The organism is Sphingobacterium sp. JB170, from assembly GCF_900163865.1.
Lineage (GTDB): Bacteria > Bacteroidota > Bacteroidia > Sphingobacteriales > Sphingobacteriaceae > Sphingobacterium.
Map to the genome: position 1 here is coordinate 229,169 of NZ_FUKU01000026.1, position 14,454 is coordinate 243,622.

Below are 14,454 nucleotides of genomic sequence, written 5' to 3' on the forward strand. Positions count from 1 at the left end.
CAAAGCGAAATTATATGCCTTGACTTACAAAATGTTTCTTCAATTTATCCAATCGACCCGCGATACTCGCATCGATTTGCTTATCGCCAACGCGAACAACAATACCACCAATTAACAAAGGGTCTACATTATTCTTCAAAATAACTTGGTTGTTAATTTCTTGTTCAAGTGTCTTTTGTAATTCCGTCAGAATTTCATCAGACAGCGAGGTTGCCGAAACGACCGTTGCATTCACGATACCTTTGAACTCGTTATAGCTACGCACAAATTCATTAGCGATCTCGAACAAAATATTAGCACGACCCTTATCGACAAGAATTCCAAAAAAAGATAATACCAACGGATTTACTTTTCCTTCAAAAATTCCTGATAGAATAGCTCGTTTTTTATCCGCTTTTATAATTGGATTTTTAAGAACTTTCTGTAACTGAGAATTTTCTTTTAGAACCGCAATAACCTGATCAATATCACCCTTTATGATATCTTCGCTCCCCTTTTCTTTAGAAAGATCAAGGAGTGACTTGGCGTATCTGGATGCAACAGTAAAAATTGACATATACTAAATTTAAAAAAAGTGACGAACCTATTAATTTAATTTCACGTCTTTCAACAGATCAGAAACAAATGATTCCTGCTTCCCTTGGTTTTCAAATTCTTTCGATAGTACTTTGCGAGCGATATCCAAAGATAATGAAGACACTTGACTTTTGACTTCTGCTAAGGCTTTGTTCTTTTGGTCTTCAATTTCAACTTTAGCTTGCTCTAAAATCTTAAGACTCGCATCTTGTGCTTCACCTTTGGCTTCAGCCACAATCTTATCTTTTAGTTCTTTGGCTTCTTTTAAAATCGAATCGCGTTCTGCGCGAGCTTCCTTCAGTAGCAGCTCATTCTCGTTCGTTAAACGAGCCATCTCCAATTTAGCTTTCTCAGCAGAAGCAAGGGCCTCAGAAATTCCTCTTTCGCGTTCATCCAATCCGTTTACAATAGGTTTCCAAGCGAATTTACCCAAGACAAAGATCACGATCAGTAAGATAATCGCTTGCCAAATCGCTAAACCTAACGAGAACTGTTCAACTAATGCTTCCATTTTATATTTTGTAAAATATTATTCGTTTTATTTTTTGTTCAATAATAAAGTACCGTTTGCAACCAACCGTTGCACGCGGTACTTTAAGTACGATACATTGGATTATTTCCCTAAGATTAAAGCACCGAATGCTAATCCTTCAACTAGGGCACCAATGATGATCATTGCAGTTTGAATTTTAGATGCCGCTTCAGGTTGACGAGCGATTGCTTCCATTGCAGAACCACCGATTTTACCAAGACCTAAACCTGCACCGATAACGATTAAACCTGCTCCAATTAGATTGTACATAATAATTAATTTATAAAATTTAACAAAAAATTCAATTTAGTGATGCGCATGTTCCTCGACCGCCATCCCAATAAATAAAGAAGATAGCATTGTAAAAATAAACGCTTGTAAAAAAGCAACCAATAGCTCAAGGAAAAATAAGATCAACGTTAATAACATCGATACCCCTATACTTCCCCCGACCGTTAATTGGGTCTGGAACAAATATACAATTGCAATAAGTCCCATAACAACAGAGTGCCCTGCAGTGATGTTAGCAAACAAACGTAACATCAATGAAAATGGCTTCGTAAACATCCCCAAAATTTCGATTGGAGCTAAAATAAATTTAAACGGAACTGGAACCCCTGGCATCCAGAAAATATGTTTCCAGTAACCCTTATTCGCTTTCACGTTTGTGATTACAAACGTGAAGAGTGCTAAACATAGCGTGATCGAGATATTCCCTGTAACGTTAAATCCTAGCGGTGTTAACCCTATTACATTCAGCAAGAAAATTAGGAAGAATACAGACAACAGGTACGGCATAAACTCTCTATAACGATGTCCGATATTCGGGACAGCCATTTCATCACGTACATAAAGTACCAATGGCTCTAAAACCCGACCGACTCCCTTTGGAAGACCGTTGGGATCCCTTTTATATGTTTTGGCCAAACTGATGAATCCCCAAAACAACAACACCGCGGCCAAAATAAGTCCAACTACATTTTTGGTGATCGAGAAATCAAAAGGTTTTTCATTAGTCGGGTGATTCTTTTCATCTAAGTTTAATGTACCATTTGCATCGGTTTTATAGATTTTCCCATGATACAGCGCATAATACTTTCCATTGCTTTGTGCAACGGCATGTCCGTAATCGAACGCAGCGGATGAAAATACATGAACTCCCCCATCAATCAATATAACCGGTAAGGGAAATCCATAATGTTTTCCTGCCTTTTTATCTAACGCAAACGAAAAATAATGATCATCCTGTAAATGATGATGAATATACTCATTAATCTCCTCGGATTGTGACTGTGGCTTTTCGCCATGTTCGCTTTGAGCAGCGTTCAGGGTAAAAGGGGCAACAGCAAAGAAAATTACTGCAAAAAACAAAAGTGCTCGCTTAAGACTCACCATTTTAATTTACTATTGAATAATGAAAAATTTTGCGCAAAAATACAATATTATTTGGCATTTATTAGCATTTGTGGAAACTTTTTGCGCGATCAGACATCCGTTACTTTTACTTCCTGATTTACAAGTTTATAAGCCACGAATATATCGAATATCAAAAAGACAAAAAAGATTATCAAAAAATTCAGTTCTAAGAAATCATTTTCGAAGATTCCCAAACCATCTTTTATGTATAGATAGCTTGCAACTGCTCGTAGAAATACACAACCCAAAAAGACGAAACTAATATATTTTGGTAACGAAGAATCTGTTAAATGTAACAAGATTCCAATGAGTAATGACAGTCCACAACTAAAAACATATAATCCAAAAAGGCTATAATTTGTCTGCCTCCATAACCCCGATAAATTGAGATTATTTAGAATCACACTCTGCACTCCAAAACTCAAGGCCGCTACACATAATAATAGCAACACTAGTTTCACGTATTTATTCATTCTTATTGAGATAATTCACCTGTTTTATAAACTGATATAGTGATGCAACGACCCCCAACATGGTCATTCCTTTCATCCACCATTCTCCGGCTACTTCAAAATAGCCATCTAACCACAATCCCGCCCTATGAAAAAGATATATTGTTATGCCCATTTGAAAGGGCATTGTCGTAAAAACTAACCATTTATTTACTTTATGCTCTTTTTTTCTTTCTTTCATAGGTTATGAAAAGGTCTCAAAGATAGTATTTAAAAAATAGCCATCGGTCAATTACTTCGAATATATTATCGTCACCCAAAACTTGAGTGAAACCGCACTTTATTTCTACTGATCACTAGCACGCTAACGTCCGCAGACTACTCCTTTCAATCATACAGCAGCTGACATTTCGAGCACTTTCTGACCGATCTTAATATCCGGATAGTCATAGGTATCGCCCAGGATCATCTTCAACTCGGACGACGATTTACCTTGATTCGATTTAATTACTGCAACAAGCTTATCAAGTTTACCTTGATCCATCAGGTCGGTTGCTTCAACTTCGGTCCCTACGTAATGTATCAAATGTCCGTAAATAGTCCCGGCCACCATACCACGTTTTGATGCTATCTCGGCAATAGTAGCCCCATCTTGAAACATATCTAGGCTAATAGCCTTGGTATCCTTATTGTCCAAGACATCCGGTACACTTTTGATCGTCGAATCCTTCTTCTTATCCACCTGGCTGAGCTTATCGACAATTTTAGAAAGATCGCCCTCATCGGTAAGAATTTCGGCAATCGTTAAGCAGTGCGTCAACTGGTCCTTTTTGCGCTGTACGTCGAGTAGTATCGATCGCAGTTCCTCCACATATTTTTTAGTTCTTTTTTTAATTTTCCAAGCTTCAATATGTTCGCGAAGCCCATCTAAAACATCCCCATTTACCTTCGGTAGAAACCAGGCAACGGCCGATTTGGTTCGCTCGCAAATTTTCGCATAATCGACCCGGTCCTTGACGCGTAGCAGTTGATAAAGTTGCGTCATAAACTTATTAGCAACCCCCTGCTGCTCATGTAAAGACGCTGAAATACCTTTTAAGAAGGTTAAGGCAAGCTCCTTACTATCGACATTCCTTTTCTGAAATGATACAATTAGATCATCTACGCCATCTACCAGCGCCCCCCATTGAAAACTTTGAAGTAAAATTTGTCCCAAGTAGTTCCGTTGACAAATACCCAAAATGGCCGCTGTGTCCTCTGCATTGCCCATTCGCTGCATAAATTCGACAACTTGTAGGTCCGTGCGTATAGAATGCATTGGTATTTTCGACTTTAGCACCAAGCCCTCAAGCCCGGTGAGCCGGCTCAAAGCCACATATACCTGCCCGGCAGCAAAAGACGTACCAGCGTCAATGACGGCTCGCTCGAAAGTTAAGCCCTGGCTCTTGTGAATCGTAATCGCCCAAGCCAATCGCAACGGGAATTGTGAAAATGTACCAAGCACCTCCTCTTCAATTTTATCCTCCCCCTTATCGTACTTATAACGTATATTTTCCCATTTTTCACGTTTAACCGTTACATCCTCCGATCCGTCAGTGAAGCCAACGACGATCTGATCACGATCGAGGTTTAGTTCCTTTATAGAACCAATTTTTCCATTGAAGAATTTCCTATCTTCACCGGTGTCATTTTTAATGAACATAACTTGCGCACCAAGCTTCAGCGGCAGTGTTTCATCGGCCGGAAATGAAGACTGCTGAAACTCATCTTGAACAACGGCTTTCAAATTGTGTAACTTACCCGGCAGTTCGACAAGCTGCTCCTGATTGATGGTATCTGCGAGTTTGTTGTGTGAGCTGAGCGTAATGTACTGTTCCCCTTCCTTAGGGCTAAATCCTTCTCGGTAATGGATGTTTAATTTTTCTAAATCATCCACACTACACTGATTGTTACGTATGTTATTTAACAGTCTTATAAAGTCCCCGTCATTTTGACGATATATTTTATTGAGTTCTAATAAAACCGGCGGATTTTCGCGAAGTACCTTAGCATCAAAAAAGAAGGGACTGCTGTAGTGATCGCGAAGTACGTGCCACTCATGGTCACGAACCACAGGAGGTAATTGGAATAAATCACCGATAAATAACATTTGAACACCACCAAAAGGACGCATATCGCGCCGTACCGACTTCAAGATAACATCAATCGCATCGAGCGTATCAGCTCGCACCATCGAGACCTCATCGATCACTAAAAGTTCAAGCTCCTGCAATATCGTACGACGCTGTTTAGTCAGCTTGATGGTGGAAAATAGACGGTTCCGGTTATAAATATGGTTATCTTGTTCATCCCACTTTAAGGGATAGTCTTCAATAAAAACTCCAAAAGGCAACCAAAAAAGGGCATGAAGTGTCGTGCCACCAGCATTCATTGCAGCAACACCTGTAGGTGCCGTGATAGCCATTTTCTTGTATGAATGGTCGCGGATATATTTTAAGAAAGTGGTTTTTCCCGTACCTGCTTTTCCGGTAAGAAATAGGTTTTGATTAGTCTGATTGACGAATGCTACTGCTTGCATAAATGCCGTGTTCTTATCGTCAACTATAGGTAATGTCATGACTGTCCTTTTTTCAAATTATGAGAAACAAAGATAATAATATCTCAATGGTCTGCCAGTGGAAAGCAAAGATGTTGAAAACTCAAAAGTTATCTATTTTGGTTGTATTAAATCGCTTTTTTTGTATATTTTTGGAGAAAACGATTTACTTCACGTATAAAAAATAACGTAGCGTCATGACAACACATACCGACAAAAGTGAACTATTTAAACAGGTCGAAGCAAAATTGGTCGAACAAGGGTTCCAAATCGATAACATTGATCAATCCAGACCTTGGGGCGGATTTTTCGTGATTAACGAGGACCAAGCACAAAAATTTGCAGATCAATTTTTTGATGGACTTGATGTGCAGGGACTGAAGATTTCGGGCAAACTAAGCCCAAAAATTCTTATTGTAGCCCCAAATAAAAGACTTTCTTGGCAATACCACCACCGCCGCGCTGAAATTTGGCGCGTGACACATGGCGCCGTAGGTGTGGTAACAAGCGCAACAGATGATGAAAATGAAATAAAGACACTTAACCAGGGCGATTTCATTCGTCTTCCGCAAGGTGAACGACACCGGTTAATAGGCTTGGACTCCTACGGCGTCGTTGCTGAAATATGGCAACATACAGACGATAACAACCCCTCGGATGAGACGGATATCGTCCGCGTACAAGATGACTTCGGGAGATAGACCGTCTTTTTCCGATCATCTGCCCTTCAATATTCGAGTAAGGAAAGCCCTTTACGGCATCTTTACTCGAATATAAATTTTTCTCCCCCGCCAAATTGTGCCTCGACCGAAAAACCCGCATGCACCAAACAACCCTACTGGAACAACATTCTATTTTCAAGAGTGATTGTCAAGCTTGAATCCGTCTTAATTCCTCGCTATGAACAGCAAAAATTCGCGAATCTCCTTTTACGGCAATGTACCCCATATCGCTTTTTTTGTTATTTTTGTTGAGGTAGAAAACTAAACTCACATGACGACATATAACGAAGACAGCATTCGATCATTAGACTGGAAAGAACATATTCGGTTGCGCCCTGGCATGTATATCGGGAAACTTGGTGATGGGTCCGCTTACGACGATGGCATCTATGTATTATTAAAGGAAATTGTCGACAACTCGATTGACGAGTTTGTCATGGGGGCAGGCAAAACGATAGACATCACTGTTCATGACAACAAAGTGGCCGTCCGAGATTATGGACGAGGCATACCCATTGGATCGGTGGTGGACGTTGTGTCAAAAATCAACACCGGGGGGAAATATGACAGTAAAGCATTCCAAAAATCTGTCGGATTGAATGGCGTGGGTAGCAAAGCCGTGAATGCATTATCGGATCAATTTACGGTACAATCTTATCGCCAAAACATTACGCGTACCGCGCAGTTCTCTCGGGGGGAATTGATAAATGACGAACAGAAAGATACCTCACAACGAAACGGAACTGCGATTAGCTTCTACCCCGATGAAAGTATATTCCGAAATTACAAGTTTAGGTTGGAGTTTGTCGAAAACATGATTTGGAACTACGTCTTTCTAAACTCGGGGTTGACGATCAATTTCAACGGGCAAAAATTCATGTCGGAGAACGGTCTAAAAGATTTATTAGAACGCAATATCGATACCGAGGCTATGCGTTATCCTATCATCCATTTAAAAGGTGAAGATATTGAGATCGCTTTGACGCACGGACAGCAATATGGTGAAGAATATTACTCGTTTGTAAATGGACAGCATACCACGCAGGGTGGAACCCATCAGGCCGCTTTTCGCGAGGCTCTTGTTAAAACTGTTCGTGAATTCTATAAGAAGGAATACGATGCTGCCGATATTCGCGCTTCGATCATTGGTGCAATAGCTATAAAAGTGCAAGAACCAGTTTTCGAATCACAAACGAAAACGAAGCTTGGATCGCAAAGCATCGGGCCAGAAGGCCCAACGGTAAGGACGTTTATTAACGATTTCTTAAAAAAATACCTAGACGATTACTTGCATAAAAATTCAGCTACGGCAGATGCGTTGTTAAAACGCATTCTACAATCCGAACGTGAACGTAAAGATATTGCAGGTATCAAGAAATTAGCTAACGAACGTGCAAAAAAAGCCTCGCTGCACAACCGTAAATTGCGCGACTGTAAAGTACACTTTACGGATAAGAACGAGCGTAATCAAGAAACGACCCTGTTTATTACCGAGGGTGATTCCGCTAGTGGATCGATAACAAAATCGCGTGACGTGCAAACCCAAGCGGTCTTCAGCTTGAAGGGGAAACCTTTAAACTCATACGGTATGTCCAAAAAGATCGTCTACGAAAATGAAGAATTCAACTTATTGCAACATGCGTTAAATATTGAAGACGGTCTTGATGGCCTACGTTACAACAATATTGTTATCGCGACCGATGCCGATGTCGACGGTATGCATATTCGGCTATTACTATTGACCTTCTTTTTACAGTTTTTCCCAGACCTGGTAAAATCAGGACATGTCTTGATTTTACAAACGCCTTTATTCCGCGTGCGCAACAAGAAAGAAACGATATATTGTTATTCCGACGAAGAACGTCAGCGCGCAATCGGTGTGCTTGGTGCTAAACCAGAAATCACTCGGTTTAAAGGGTTGGGCGAGATCTCCCCCTCTGAATTTGGCCTCTTCATTGGCAAAGATATTCGTTTAGACCCCGTAATCCTGTCGAAGGAAAATAAGCTTCCTCAACTACTCGAATATTACATGGGTAAAAACTCACCCGAACGCCAACGACATATTGTTGATAATCTACGTATTGAGGTCGATCTCGAAGAAGAACTTGCGAAAGCTACGGCGGCCTCATAGAACCCCTGCAGCAATACCTAAATCAAATATGCGAAACCAAACATTAATACTAATTCAATGCCAGGATGCCGTTGGTCTCGTTGCTGGTGTTGCACAAATTATAGCGCGCCATCAGCTGAATATCGTCACAATGCGCGAATTTGTTGATGAAGAGAATTGTAAATTTTTCTTACGTGTGGTTTGCAGCGGTTTACCAGAGGAAAGCGCTGCCCTTGAACGCGATTTAACAAGCGAATTACCAAGCAATGCGATAGTAAATATCAACCCCGCACGCCAGAAGAAAGTGGTCATTTTAGTAACAAAAGAACACCATTGCCTGGCCGATCTTTTAATAAGGCACTATTTCCAAACCCTAAATGCAGATATACAGGGAGTTATTGGTAATTATGAGCTCTTGAAAGAATTTACCCTAAAGTTTGACATTCCCTTTCATTTTATCAGCCACCAGAACAAGGATAAGTCTACGTTCGAGCAAGAGCTCTCCGATCAAATCTCTCAATATCAACCGGATTATATCGTACTGGCGAAATTCATGCGTATTCTATCGCCGAGTTTCGTGGCGAAGTTTAAAAATAAACTCATTAATATCCACCATTCATTTTTGCCGGCCTTTGTGGGGGCGAACCCCTATCGCCAGGCGCACAAAAGAGGAGTGAAAATCATCGGTGCTACAGCACACTTTGTGACTAATGACCTTGATGAAGGGCCGATCATTGTCCAGGGAACGAAATCTATAGATCACAGCTACGATGTACCTCATATGGTCATAGCGGGAAAAGAAATAGAAAAAGCTGTATTAAGCCAGGCCATACAGCTTTTAACCGAAGACCGCGTCATGCTACAAGGCAATAAAACGGTCGTTTTCGAATAATACCTCCAGGGTCCATTTAATTCTCTGGGCTGGAAGCCGTATTAATGATGAGGTCAACTTTCGCTTCAGCAAGGTCTTTTATTTTTGCGCTAACGCGTACACTACCATTCGCGACCTTGCTTCGAACGATTACTAATGCTTTACCATTTAAGAGGTTTCTGTTCGATGAAGAAAAGTCCGACACATCCACGGGGCTTCCGTTATCGGTCGCCAGAAGCTCTCCATCGCCCTCCACGTGAAACTCCACAAGGTCATCGGCCATCGGTAAAAGGTTTCCCTGCTCATCACATAATCGAGCCTGGATAAATGCTAGCCGCTCTTCCCCAGGAATCGTGTTTTGTTCAGTAACAAGCTGCAGCACTGCGGCCGGACCAGCTGTAAGCACGCGCGAAACTTTCACCTGCGAACCCGCCTTCGACGAAATCGCTTTAAGTTCCCCAGGTCGAAATGGCACCCTCCACCGGACATGCAACGAAGAGTCCGCTTTACTGCGAACGCCCAGTGACTGGTCATTCAAAAACAATTCGACCTGGTCGGCATTATTATAATAGGCTACTACATCTACGGTATCCCCAGCGGCCCAGTTCCAATGGGGAAGGATATGCAATACGGGCGTGTCGGTCCACTCGCTTTGATATAGATAATAAACATCCTTGGCAAACCCAGCGAGATCGATGATCCCAAAATAGGAACTTCTCGAAGGCCAAATATAAGGCGTCGGCTCACCCAGGTAATCAAATCCGGTCCAGATATACATACCCGAAACCCACGGCAAGGTCTCGCTCAAGTACAAACTACGCTCATGCGTTGACCCCCACGGCGTGCGAACGTGATCGTAAGCGGAGATACTCTGATCCGCATTACCACCATCAAAGAGAATATCCCAACGTTCCGGCCACTGCCGGATACTGTCCACAGGGAATAAATCGTATTGTCCTCTAGTTGCCAAAGCAGACACACTTTCTGTGACGATAAAAGATTTCCCAGGGTGCATTTTAGGCACATCTGACCACTTTTTCTCGTTATAATTATAGCCGATTATGTCGATTGCATCTGTCATTAGGACAGGATTCCCGCTAGAAATTTCATTATTGGCAATCGTTGTAGGACGCGTTCCATCTAAGCTGTCCACTATTGCTGCAAGACGTTCTGGAATCGATTTACCTAGATCCGCAGCATGCCACTGCTCCTGCACTTCGTTGCCTAGGCACCACATGAAAACAGAAGGGTGGTTCCGGTCGCGTACAATTTGATCAGCCAGATCCCTTTCGTACCATTCGTTCCAGTACAAGTGGTAATCATATGGATTTTTCTTGTTACTCCAAACATCAAAAGTCTCGTTCATAACAATGAACCCTAAGCTATCACATAGATCTAAAAATTCACTTGCGGCAGGATTGTGCGCATTACGTATCCCATTAACGCCCATCTCTTTGAGCATCTTTAATTGACGAATCGTTGCATCTTTATTAAATGCCGTTCCCAGCGCTCCTTGGTCACTGTGCATACAGACGCCACGAATTTTCGTATGCACGCCATTTAGCCAAAATCCAGTTTTCGCATCAAAATTAAAATAGCGTAAACCAGTTACCTTCTCTACGGCGTCCACGGTTTTCCCGTCGATAAGTAGCTCATTTCGAACGCGATATAGACTAGGATTCGCCGGTGACCATAATGCAGGATCAGATATTTGGATTGTTCGAGATACCTCTTCTGTACTGCTTGCAGGAACAGTAAATTCTTGACGTGGATCGATTTTAGCAATGATTTCGCCCTGCGGACTAATAAGTTCGGTTAGTATCTGTACTGATTGGGCCTTTGAATCACTATTCACCAGCGGTATTTGTATGTTAATAGTCGCCCGGGTGCTATCAACATCATCAGTAAAAATAAATAAATCGCCCATGTATACCCTTTGGGTTTGTACCAGTGTCACCGAACGATAGATCCCTGATCCCGTATAATACCGGGTATTGGGCTGCGTACTGTTGTCCGCTTTAACAGTAAGAATATTTCCTTTGCCATTTTTGTTCAGGTATTTCGACAACTCATACGAAAAGTTAATAAATCCGTTCGGTCGCAAACCAAGGTAATGGCCATTGATCCATACTTCGCTACGTTCATATACGCCGTCAAAGGAAATCCACACTGCTCTGCAAGAGTCATAATCGATATCGAATCGCTTTTTATACCATCCGATTCCACCAGGGAGATAGCCGCCTCCACTACTTGATGGGTTAGACGCCGTGAAGCTTCCTTCGATACTCCAATCGTGGGGTAAATTAAGCTCCCGCCAGCCAGAAAAGTCAACTTTATTACCACTGTAATTTGCCGTGGAGTCTAAGGTAAAATACCAATTCGCATTAAAATTTGTTTCCGTTCTTGTTTGCGAGAAAAGCATCAAACTTTCAATGGATAAAAATAACAGGAGAATAATAGCTCTAAAATGTGCAATCAAACGCATTCTTATTTAATAATTAATACTTGCTATCGAAAGCCCATAGTGTAAACTTTGGTATTCCGCTAACAAGAGACAAAAAAAATTATACCAGCACGAGGCTTGCCCTGCGCGCTGGTATGTTAGATTTTAACAATTAATCTCCAGCAACTAAACTCTCGTAATAATCCCTAGTTATGTAGTTATATACCATTAGGGCGGCCCCTTCTCCCGAGAGGGCATCATCACGAAGGATACCCAGTTGCATTGTGTTTTCTGTAAGCGACATAATCTTAATGTTCCCCCAATCAATCACCTGCTCATCTCTACCTTGATCATGTAAAGGGGCAGCGCCATTCATTCGCATTGTGTAGTTATCCGTATCGAGCATATAGGTACCTTTCTCTACATCTCGACCCGATACCTGCGTATGAGACACGGTAACGTTTGCACCATCCTTCAAAGAAAACACCATAGTCCCATAGTCGCCAGCATTCATAATCCAGCTATTTCCTGGATAATCCGGGGACCAGTTCCACACATCGCCGTCCACAGTCTTTCCTTCGGTCACCGTCTCCCAACTGTCATCAGTTCCATAAAAAAACAACGGACCCGCAAAATGACGACTTGTTCCGGTGGCATCTAAGTCGAGAAACCAAGTCTTTTCTTGGTCAACACCTCCAGACAAAAGTGTCCATAATTCGTTATCAATAAATCCGGGATAAAATTCATCCACCGTAAAAGCGACGGGTTCACTATAGACCACGCCGCCACGTGTTTCTACACCAAACTTCACGGTATAGGTACCCGAAAACGGTATACGAAGCGACAGTGATTGCTTCTGGCTTCGACCCTGTGGATGTTCCCATAATGGTGTATACTGCATACCCATCAGGCTTACTAAATTAATAATGTTGGGATTGGACGCGTCGCGCTCAATTTTAAACGCAGTGCCTTCCACAAGGTCAGTAGGCGTCACATCAACCTCACCCAAACTATATTCTTCGGGGCTACATGCGCCCAATATACTCGCGGCAATAATCAATAAGCCGCACCAGGTTATAATCTTTTTCATAATTTCCGTTTTCAAGTTATTTCCAACCGTCATTTTGTACTAGCACTCCATTCGAAAGTGTAATTTGATTGTTGGGGATTTGCATAAACCCGCGCGTGGATAAGAAGTTTTCGCGCGATATTACCACTTGTTCTTCTGCAGAACCACTTAGCACACTTTCTGAAAAGGCTAAACTAGATGCTGCCGATTCCAATCCCCCACGTAATACATCCCAATAACGAATGCCCTCAAATGCAAATTCGAATTTACGTTCGTTTAAGATGTTTACTTTTGTCGCAGCCAAAGCGGAAAAATTGTCTTTATAAGCACGTTTGCGCACTTGATCAAAGTAGCTTTGTGCATTGCCACTCCCTAACTCAGCAGCCATAAGAAGCACATCAGCATAGCGCATCACAAAGTAATCTTGATCTTGCGATATCTGAAAATCCTTCTCACCCCCTGTATTCGACGTTCCGTCAGGTAAAGCAGTTGGGGTATATTTTTTAATCGCGTATCCCGTGTACTCACGTTGGTCTCCGATATTAAAGCCTACTATTCCCTCTCCATCTATATCAATAATCGAAGCTGTTTTACGTGTGTCATTTGCAGAAAAACTATTCACAAAGCGCTTACTTACCGTGCACGCTCCCCATCCCTGTCCGTAGGGTGAGGCATTGATACCACGCAACCCTAACATCACCAGCCAACGGTTACCGTCATTGTTGCCGTTGTAATCTTGCGTACCCGTAAATTTCTGCGCAAATACGATTTCTTGATTTCCCTCACCCGCATAATTCGACCTGTCAAGCGTGTTATCCTCTTCCATAGGAACATAGCTGGAGGCGGGCCATAGCGATGAAAAATCATCAACCAGGGCATACTCTCCACTATTGATCACATCCTCTAGTCCCGCTAAGACGTCCGCTTTAGAAACCGAAAGATCTTCTTTACCATAATATCCCGAATAGAAAAGGTAGACGCGTGCAAGTAGCGATTTAGCAGCATATGTTGTCGCTCGTCCATCATTTGTCGTCGCTTTTGCCTTGGGATAGGCATCCGCAGAAATACTCTGCGCGGCAAATTGTAAATCAGCAACAATTAAGTCGTAAGTCTCTTTTGGATTGGCCTGTGGCAGATTAGCTGTAGATGGCTCCGCCAAAAGAGGTATATTTTCAAAAAGGCGCACTAGATCGAAATATAAAAGACCACGTAGGAACTTCGTCTCCCCTTCTATTCTTGCTCGCGCATCAGGGTCTGATGTAAAATCCGTTTCATCTAGCTTGCTCAACAAAACATTACACCGATATATCGCTGCATAGTAGTCTGTCCATGTGCCATCAAAAATGTTATTCTCCGAGGGAGCTTCCGATGGGTTGAAGCGGTCTAATACTTGATATGCACGGCTATCGGTAATCCCGGTCGCCCCAAATGCTTGATCGGACATAATATCCGATGCAACGTTAAATGCTAAACTGCCATTGGAGACAGTACGCTGGTAACCATCGTAACAGCCTACTAGTGCCATATCAGCATCAGCTACATTTTTATAAAAATTATTCTCTAAAACATCTGTCACTGGCTCTACGTCTAAAAAGCTAGACGAGCACGATCCCGCTGTCAGGGCCGTTGCTAACAAGCATGTATATAATATATCTGTTCTTTTCATG

At 42.0% G+C, this 14,454-nt stretch carries 12 protein-coding genes; 3 read left to right on the forward strand and 9 right to left on the reverse strand.

What is annotated here, in order from left to right:
* Window positions 1-10: 10 nt before the first annotated feature.
* The 6 genes from FM107_RS06505 to FM107_RS20095 all read right to left on the reverse strand — a co-directional run bounded on the left by FM107_RS06505 (window position 11) and on the right by FM107_RS20095 (window position 5,593).
* Window positions 11-556: a F0F1 ATP synthase subunit delta gene (locus FM107_RS06505; protein WP_086947701.1), complete on the reverse strand. Its 546-nt coding sequence runs from the start codon at window positions 554-556 to the stop codon at window positions 11-13.
* A gap of 30 nt (window positions 557-586) precedes the next feature.
* Complete coding sequence (atpF, locus tag FM107_RS06510) at window positions 587-1,087, reverse strand: F0F1 ATP synthase subunit B (RefSeq protein ID WP_086947702.1); 501 nt, start codon at window positions 1,085-1,087, stop codon at window positions 587-589.
* Window positions 1,088-1,189: 102 nt separating this feature from the next.
* On the reverse strand, window positions 1,190-1,378 hold the full coding sequence (atpE, locus tag FM107_RS06515; RefSeq protein WP_028070619.1) for an ATP synthase F0 subunit C: 189 nt from the start codon (window positions 1,376-1,378) through the stop codon (window positions 1,190-1,192).
* Between the two features lie 36 nt (window positions 1,379-1,414).
* A complete protein-coding gene (gene atpB, locus FM107_RS06520; RefSeq protein ID WP_086947703.1) occupies window positions 1,415-2,503 on the reverse strand; it encodes a F0F1 ATP synthase subunit A in 1,089 nt (362 codons plus the stop codon).
* Between the two features lie 486 nt (window positions 2,504-2,989).
* On the reverse strand, window positions 2,990-3,217 hold the full coding sequence (locus FM107_RS06530; RefSeq protein WP_086947705.1) for an AtpZ/AtpI family protein: 228 nt from the start codon (window positions 3,215-3,217) through the stop codon (window positions 2,990-2,992).
* A 150-nt stretch (window positions 3,218-3,367) separates the two neighbouring features.
* Window positions 3,368-5,593 carry a helix-turn-helix domain-containing protein gene (locus FM107_RS20095; RefSeq protein ID WP_086947706.1) on the reverse strand — a complete coding sequence of 742 codons (2,226 nt, stop codon included), beginning with the start codon at window positions 5,591-5,593 and terminating at the stop codon, window positions 3,368-3,370.
* A 176-nt stretch (window positions 5,594-5,769) separates the two neighbouring features.
* Between FM107_RS20095 and FM107_RS06540 the strand changes: the two genes are divergently transcribed.
* The 3 genes from FM107_RS06540 to purU all read left to right on the forward strand — a co-directional run bounded on the left by FM107_RS06540 (window position 5,770) and on the right by purU (window position 9,296).
* Window positions 5,770-6,273: a phosphoheptose isomerase gene (locus FM107_RS06540; RefSeq protein ID WP_086947707.1), complete on the forward strand. Its 504-nt coding sequence runs from the start codon at window positions 5,770-5,772 to the stop codon at window positions 6,271-6,273.
* Between the two features lie 292 nt (window positions 6,274-6,565).
* Window positions 6,566-8,425, forward strand: a complete 1,860-nt coding sequence (locus tag FM107_RS06545) for a DNA topoisomerase IV subunit B (RefSeq protein WP_086947708.1) — start codon at window positions 6,566-6,568, stop codon at window positions 8,423-8,425.
* 28 nt (window positions 8,426-8,453) lie between these two features.
* Window positions 8,454-9,296, forward strand: a complete 843-nt coding sequence (purU, locus tag FM107_RS06550; RefSeq protein WP_086947709.1) for a formyltetrahydrofolate deformylase — start codon at window positions 8,454-8,456, stop codon at window positions 9,294-9,296.
* A gap of 16 nt (window positions 9,297-9,312) precedes the next feature.
* Here the strand turns inward: purU and FM107_RS06555 are convergent, their stop codons facing one another.
* The 3 genes from FM107_RS06555 to FM107_RS06565 all read right to left on the reverse strand — a co-directional run bounded on the left by FM107_RS06555 (window position 9,313) and on the right by FM107_RS06565 (window position 14,453).
* Entirely contained in the window at window positions 9,313-11,760 is a 2,448-nt protein-coding gene (locus FM107_RS06555) for a glycoside hydrolase family 2 TIM barrel-domain containing protein (protein WP_086947710.1), read from the reverse strand.
* 130 nt (window positions 11,761-11,890) lie between these two features.
* Window positions 11,891-12,808, reverse strand: a complete 918-nt coding sequence (locus FM107_RS06560; protein WP_143559446.1) for a hypothetical protein — start codon at window positions 12,806-12,808, stop codon at window positions 11,891-11,893.
* 16 nt (window positions 12,809-12,824) lie between these two features.
* Entirely contained in the window at window positions 12,825-14,453 is a 1,629-nt protein-coding gene (locus FM107_RS06565) for a RagB/SusD family nutrient uptake outer membrane protein (RefSeq protein WP_086947712.1), read from the reverse strand.
* Window position 14,454: the final 1 nt, after the last annotated feature.